At 66.1% G+C, this 6,953-nt stretch carries 7 protein-coding genes; 4 read left to right on the forward strand and 3 right to left on the reverse strand.

Features of this window, described 5'->3' with window-relative positions:
• Positions 1–300: 300 nt before the first annotated feature.
• From ACN0Q0_RS17100 to ACN0Q0_RS17110, 3 genes are read right to left on the reverse strand one after another with little or no spacing between them, the layout of a single operon-like run.
• On the reverse strand, positions 301–1,026 hold the full coding sequence (locus ACN0Q0_RS17100) for a ribonuclease activity regulator RraA (RefSeq protein ID WP_343504467.1): 726 nt from the start codon (positions 1,024–1,026) through the stop codon (positions 301–303).
• A 26-nt stretch (positions 1,027–1,052) separates the two neighbouring features.
• On the reverse strand, positions 1,053–2,339 hold the full coding sequence (locus ACN0Q0_RS17105) for a TRAP transporter large permease (protein ID WP_343504466.1): 1,287 nt from the start codon (positions 2,337–2,339) through the stop codon (positions 1,053–1,055).
• 12 nt (positions 2,340–2,351) lie between these two features.
• A complete protein-coding gene (locus ACN0Q0_RS17110) occupies positions 2,352–2,825 on the reverse strand; it encodes a TRAP transporter small permease (RefSeq protein WP_343504465.1) in 474 nt (157 codons plus the stop codon).
• A gap of 147 nt (positions 2,826–2,972) precedes the next feature.
• Here ACN0Q0_RS17110 and ACN0Q0_RS17115 point away from each other — a divergent pair, with 147 nt between their 5' ends.
• The 4 genes from ACN0Q0_RS17115 (at position 2,973) to ACN0Q0_RS17130 (ending at position 6,927) form a co-directional block, all read left to right on the forward strand.
• Positions 2,973–4,553: an amidase gene (locus ACN0Q0_RS17115; protein ID WP_417244435.1), complete on the forward strand. Its 1,581-nt coding sequence runs from the start codon at positions 2,973–2,975 to the stop codon at positions 4,551–4,553.
• Positions 4,553–5,704: a transporter substrate-binding domain-containing protein gene (locus ACN0Q0_RS17120; RefSeq protein WP_343504463.1), complete on the forward strand. Its 1,152-nt coding sequence runs from the start codon at positions 4,553–4,555 to the stop codon at positions 5,702–5,704. The genes ACN0Q0_RS17115 and ACN0Q0_RS17120 overlap by 1 nt, the downstream gene beginning before the upstream one ends.
• A complete protein-coding gene (locus ACN0Q0_RS17125; RefSeq protein WP_417244436.1) occupies positions 5,697–6,332 on the forward strand; it encodes an ANTAR domain-containing response regulator in 636 nt (211 codons plus the stop codon). The genes ACN0Q0_RS17120 and ACN0Q0_RS17125 overlap by 8 nt, the downstream gene beginning before the upstream one ends.
• Positions 6,333–6,402: 70 nt before the next feature.
• Entirely contained in the window at positions 6,403–6,927 is a 525-nt protein-coding gene (locus ACN0Q0_RS17130) for an aldehyde dehydrogenase family protein (protein ID WP_417244437.1), read from the forward strand.
• The last annotated feature ends 26 nt before the right edge of the window (positions 6,928–6,953 follow it).

The raw sequence follows: 6,953 nt of genomic DNA on the forward strand, positions 1-6,953 counted from the left end.
TGCCGCCTTTGGCCGTGCCGCGGCGCAGGCAATGCTGGCCCGCCTCGGCGGCGACCGAAGCGGGCCCTCAGTGATCGACCTTGGCTTTGAGATTGTGCAGCGCGACTCGGCTTGACGGCTGAAAACGCGGAACGGCGCTGCGGCGGGCACATGCGGTCGCTTGCCCCGCGGGGCATCGCGCAGGCGCGTGCCTCTTGGCCGGGGGCAAAGCCAGGGGGAGGCGCAACGCGGCATTTTAGCGAGGCCCGCGTCGATCTTTTGCGAAAGCCATCAGCAGCGACAGCGGTCCCGAGACCCGGATCAGCGCCCGGTCTGCGCGCGCCAAGCGTCGTATTTCTTCTGGTTCTCGTCCATGGTGCAGGGATAGAGCCCGATGATCGGCGCGCCCGCCAGCACCTGCTCGAGCACGAAGTCCTCGAAACTTTCCATGCCGTCGCAGACCTCGGCGATCTCATCGGCCAGATGCGCCGGGATCACCATCACGCCGTCGCGGTCGCCGACCAGCACGTCGCCGGGGAAGACAGGCGCGTCGCCGCAGGCGATCGGCACGTTGATATCAAAGGCCTCGTGCAGCGTCAGGTTGGTCGGCGCGGACGCAGTCGCGCAATAGGCCGGCATGTCGAGCTGGCCGATGCCGTGGGCATCGCGGAAGCCGCCATCCGAGACCACGCCGGCGCAGCCACGCACCGCGAGGCGGGTCACGAGGATCGAGCCGGCAGTGGCCGCACGTGCGTCCTTGCGTGCGTCCATCACCAGCACGTGGCCCGGCGGGCAGGTCTCGACCGCGACGCGCTGCGGATGGTCTGCGTTGCGGAACACCTCGAGCGGGTTGCGGTCCTCGCGCGCGGGGATGTAGCGCAGGGTGAAGGCCTGGCCGACCATGTTCTCGGACTTGTCCGAGACGGATTTCACCCCCTGGATGAACTGGCTGCGCAGGCCGCGCTTGTAGAGTTGCGTGGCGATGGAGGCGGTGGAGACGCGCTTGAGCCGCGCGCGCGTCTCGTCTGAAAGCGTGTAGTCGGACATGATTTGGCCTCGGCAGGGAAAGGTGGTCAGAGCGGGTAGAGGAAGTTGGGGAGCCCCAGCGTGATCACCGGGAAGACCGCGATGAGCAGCAGGACCAGCAGCAGCGGGATCAGGAAGGGAACGATCGCGCGGATCATCTGGTCGATCTTGATCTCGGCGATCTGTGCGACGATGAAGAGGATCAGCCCGACGGGTGGGGTCAGCAGGCCGGTGGTGACACCAAGGACCATGACGATCCCGAAGTGGATCAGGTCGATCTGCAGGATCTTGACCGCCGGCAGCAGGATCGGCACCAGCAGCACGAGCGCCGGAACGGGCTCCATGAAGAGACCGGCCACGAGGCAGATCCCCGCGATGATCAGCATCAGCGCCCACTTGCTTTCCACCGAGTTGCCGAGCCAGAGCGCGACCTCGATCATGACGCCGGAGCGGGTGACCATCCAGCCAAGCAGAACCGTCGCGGCAACGATCAGGAACAGGCCGCCGCTGGCCGAGGCGACGCGGGCAAGGATGCCGCCCAGATCGCGCAGGGTCATTTCGCGGTAGCAGAAGGCCAGCACCAGCGCGTAGGTGGCAGAGACGATGGCCGCCTCGGTCGGAGTGAAGACGCCGGAGTAGATGCCGCCGACGACGATGACCGGCAGGGCCAGCGAGGGCAGGGCACTTTTCGCCGCCGCCCAGAGCTCGCTGCGGCTCGCCCGCGGCTCCTTGGGGCAATGCCCGCGGTAGGCGTAGATCCACACGGTGACCATCAGCGACAGCCCCATGAGGATGCCCGGAACGATGCCCGCGAGGAAGAGCCCGCCGATCGACGCCCCGGCAAGCGATCCGTAGATCACCATCGGCACGCTCGGCGGGATCATCGGGCCGATGATCGACGAGGCAGAGGTGATGGCTGCAGAGAGACGGGGATCATACCCGCGCTCATTCATGGCGCGGATCTCCATCTTTCCGAGTCCGACCGCATCCGAGATGGCAGAGCCGGTCATGCCGGCGAACATCATGCTGGCGAGGATATTGACCTGTCCCAGCCCGCCCGGAAGATGCCCGACGATGGCGCTGGCGAGCCGGAAGATGCGGGTCGTCAGCCCGCCCTTGTTCATCGCCTCGCCCGCAAGCATGAAGAACGGTGCCGCGACCAGAACGAAGCTGTTCACCCCGTCGACCATCACCTGCGCCGACACCGGAAGAAAGCGCCAGCCCATCTCGACCGCACCGGCTGCCATGGCGGCCAGACCGACCGAAGCCGCGACGGGAATGCGCAGCGCAAGGAAAAGAAAGATCAGCCCGAGGGCGACCGCAAGAGACGTCATGGAGAAGTTTCCTTACTTGCCGGAATGGTCGCGCAGATCGGCCATCAGGTGGCGCAGGACGACGACCAGGGACACCAGAGCGGTCACGAGAACGCCGGCGTAGACATAGCCATAGCGGAACCCCGGCAGGGCGCCGTAATGCGCCCCCCAGGTTTTCTGGGCCATCAGGTAGAGCGCGCAGGCGAACACCCCGAGGAAGACCGCCTCGGCGAGCCGGATGACCAAGGTCCACAGCCGCTGCGTGAGACGCGACAGCTTTGGCGCGAGGCTGGCATGCAGCAGATCGACTTCGAGGTGCTCACGCGTCACGTAGGCGACGACGCTGCCGCCCATGACGAACCAGATGAACAGGATCGAGATCACGTCCTCGGAAAAGAGGAAGGAAATTCCGAAAGTCCGGCCCACGAGCTGCGCCAGGACCAGCGCGTACAGCAGAACGAAGATTGCGCAGACTGCAACGGTGGTCAGTGCTCCGAGGATTTTCATGGGCCGGCTTTCCTGCTCGATCTGTTGCGTCAATAGGTCGTGGCCCGGATCCGCTCGTAGAGCGCGACGCCGTCATCGCCGAGGACGCTTTGAGGGATCGACTTGATGGCATCCTGCACACCGGAGGCATCGAATTCGACCAGCGTCATGCCGCCTTCGGAGGTCAGCCATTCGGTGTCTTCCTTCTGGATTTCGGCGGCGCGCTGGCTCGTCCATGCCTCTGTCTCGGCCGCCGCCTCGACGATCGCCGCTGCGAGCCTCCACTACAACCTTGCGCTCGACGCCGATGATATCGAGGCGTTCCGCGCGCTGCTCGACGGGGTCAGCGACGACTACCAGATCGTTGACGCGCTGACCGAGAGCCTGCCCGAGGTGCGCTATCCGCGCAAACCGGGCCACCGCCCGGCTCCCGAGGACAACCCCTATAACGCCTGGTACGTGCTGTCCGAGGTTCAGGGATCCGAAGGGGGCGCTCTCGCAGGGCTGAGTGTCGCGCTGAAAGACAATGTCTGCCTTGCGGGCGTGCCGATGATGAACGGCGCTTCGACGCTCGAAGGCTACATGCCGGAGATCGACGCGACCCTTGTGACGCGGATGCTGGATGCCGGTGCGGTGATCCAGGGTAAAGCGCAATGCGAGTATTTCTGCGTCTCCGGCAGCAGCCACACCAGCGCGCTCGGCCCGGTGCGCAACCCGCATGACGAAACGCGCTCGGCAGGGGGCTCGTCGTCGGGCTGTTCTGCTCTGGTGGCTGCGGGGCTGGTCGATGTGGCGATCGGCGCCGACCAGGGGGAATCGGTGCGCATCCCCGCGGCTTATGCGGGCTTTGTTGGGATGAAGGCGACGCATGGGCTGGTGCCCTACACTGGAGTGATGCCGGTGGAGATGACCCTCGACCACGCCGGCATCATGTCCGGCACCGTGCGCGACAACGCCCGCGTTCTGGAGGTGGTCGCGGGGGCCGACGGTCTCGATCCGCGGCAGGTCGGCCTGCCCGAAAAACGCGACTACACCGCCGGGCTCGATGCCGGCTGTGCCGGCCTGCGGATCCCGCTGATCCGCGAGGGGTTTGACTGGGAGAACTCCGAGCCCGATGTGGACAAGGCCGTGCGCGCCGCGGCGGCGCATTATGCCGAGCTTGGTGCGACGGTGGACGAGATCTCGCTGCCGCTGCACCGCAAGGGTCATGCCATCTGGTCGCCGATCGCGGTCGAGGGGACGGTGCGCCAGCTTGAGGGCCAGAATTACGGCTCGAACTGGAAAGGGCTTTACCTGTCGTCGCTGATGCGCGCGCAGCGCGACTGGCGCGACAACGCGGCGCTGTTCCCGGAAGATATGAAATCGGTGCTGCTGGCAGCGCATTACTTTGGTACGCGCTATCATGGCCAGTATTGCGCCAAGGCGCAGAACCTCGTGAGGCAGCTCAAGCGGGCCTACGAGACGGTGCTGGCCGACTACGATGTGCTGCTGATGCCGACCGTTCCGCTGCAGGCACCGAAGCTGCCGGAGCCAGGCTGCGATGCGGCGACTTTTGTGGGCCGGGCGCTGGAAATGAACGCTAATACCGCGCCGTTCAACGCCACAGGATTGCCGGCGCTCAGCGTGCCCTGTGCCAAGCGCAACGGTCTGCCGGTGGGTATGATGCTCGTCGGGCAGGATTTCTCCGAAGCCTTGCTGTACCGTGCGGCAGCGGCCTTCGAGGCGGCGCATGACTGGAAGACGCTCTGATGCATTCGCTGAACCGTAATCGTGATGGCCTTCCGGTCGGGCTGTTGTACTCGGACAGTAGCCCGACCGCGGCCGTCGAGGCGACCCAGGCCGCCGCGACCGAGCTGGCGATCAGCGAGGTCAACGAGGCAGGGGGGATCAATGGTGTGCCGTTGGTGCCGGTGCGGGTGCCGGTCGGGCCGCGCCCGGCAGATTACCTGCGCGCAGCCGAAACCTTGTGCGATCAGTTTGGTGTGCGCACGCTGTTCGGCACGCATATGTCGAACTCGCGCAAGGCGGTGCTGCCGATGATCGAGGGCCGGCAGGCGCTGCTGTTCTACCCGACGCTTTACGAGGGCTTCGAATTCTCGAAGAACTGCATCTACACCGGCGCGGCACCGAACCAGAACTGCCTGCCCATCGCCCGCCACCTGCTGCGGCACTACGGCCCGCGCGGCTATTTCATAGGCAACAACTATATCTATGCGCATGAATCGAACCGCATCATGCGCGACCTGTTCGAGCAGGCCGACGGCGAGATCCTGGGCGAGGACTACCTGCCGATCGGCGCGAGCGACGCCGCGCTGGCGGCGGTGATGGCGAAGCTGGAACAGGTCCAGCCGGATTTCATTTACTCCACGGTTGTCGGCAGTGACACTATCCGTCTTTACCAGGCTTTCGCGCGCACCTCGCTGCGCGCCCGCGGGGTGACCATCGCCAGCCTAGCGACCAATGAATCCGACCTTGCGCGCATGGGGGCGGATGTGGCCGAGGGTTGCATCGCCGCGGCCCCTTATTTCGCCACGCTCGACACCCCGGCCAGCCGCAAGTTCGTCGCTGCGATGCAGGCGCGCTTTGGCGCGGAGATGCCGATCACCTCAGGCGCCGAAGCGGCTTACTTTCAAGTGCATCTGTTCGCTGCCGCGGCCCTTGCCTGTGGCGAACTGACCGTAGAGCGGGTGCGCGAGGCGCTGTGGGGCGTGACCTTCGACGCGCCGGAGGGTCCGGTTCGGCTGGATGCGGCGACCCACCACAGCTACCTCTGGCCGCGGGTCGCGCGCGCCGCGAGCGACGGGCTGTTTGAGGTGCTCGAGACGGCGCCCGAGCCGGTTCGCCCCGAGCCGTACATGGTCGAACATTGCATAGAGGACCGTACGCCCGAAGATGTCTAGCGCCCGCCGGAAGCCACGCATCAGCGACCTGAAGGGGACACGGGTCCTGGTCCTACTGCCTCCGGGCGAGGAGGCGGAGGTACTGGTGACTCACCTCATCAGGATTGGCTGTCTGCCGCGGCTGGAGTGGCCGATCCCGGCGCGGCTGCCCGACGATGCAGATGTCGCGATCGTCACCGTCGAAGCTGATGCCCGGGACGAGGTGCGGCGGCTGATCGACAATCTGACCGACCGCAGTCCACCGACGATCGCGCTGACCGGCTACGAAGATCCCTCGACGCTGCAACTGGTTCTGGAACTTGGCGCGGCGGCGGTGATCGAACGGCCGATCAAACCCTTCGGCCTGCTCACCAACCTGATGATCAGCCGCGATCTTTGGCGACGCCGGCAGGGCGACGCGCGGCGGATTGCGGAGGCCGAAGGTCGGGCACTGGCGCTGACCGCGGTGCATGTGGCCAAGCTGATGCTGTGCCATCAGCACCAGATGGACATGGTTGAGGCGCACAAACACCTGCAGAAAGCGGCGATGAACGGGCGCAAGTCGATCGAGGCGGTCGCGCAGGAAATAATCGTGGCGCAACCGGGACTAGCCCTCAGTCTCAGCGAGTCGGGCCCGCCCGGCGACTGACCGCCTCGGCGGTGGGCGGCCTCGGGCGTCCGGCACAGCAGAAAAATTCAAGCAAGATGAAAGGTGCGACATGCACGATCTGAACGATGCGAGTCTCCTTAAGGGGGCCTGCCTGATAGACGGTGGCTGGCAGGAGGCCGCCTCGGGCGCCGTGGTGAGGGTGCTCAATCCCGCCGACGGCTCGCTTGTCGGCACTGTTCCGGCGCTGTCCAACACCGAGATCGAGGCGGTGATCGCGCACTCCGAGCGGGCACAGCGGGCGTGGGCCGCGCGCCCGGCCGCCGAGCGCAGCGCGATCCTGCGCCAGTGGTTCGGCCTGATCACCGACGCGGCCGACGATCTGGCGCGCATCATGACCCTCGAACAGGGAAAACCGCTGCACGAGGCGCGCGGCGAGATCCGTTGTGCCGCGTCGTTCATCGAGTGGTTCGCGGAAGAGGCGAAGCGGGTCTATGGCGATATCATCCCCGCGCCGAGCCCCGGCCAGCGCTTCTCGGTGCTGCGCCAGCCGGTGGGGGTTACGGCGGCGATCACCCCCTGGAACTTCCCGCCGGGGATGATCACCCGTAAGGTCGCGCCGGCGCTGGCAGCCTGATGTTCGATGATTGCCCCTCCAGCCCA

It is taken from the genome of Celeribacter sp., assembly GCF_048259695.1.
GTDB lineage: Bacteria > Pseudomonadota > Alphaproteobacteria > Rhodobacterales > Rhodobacteraceae > Celeribacter.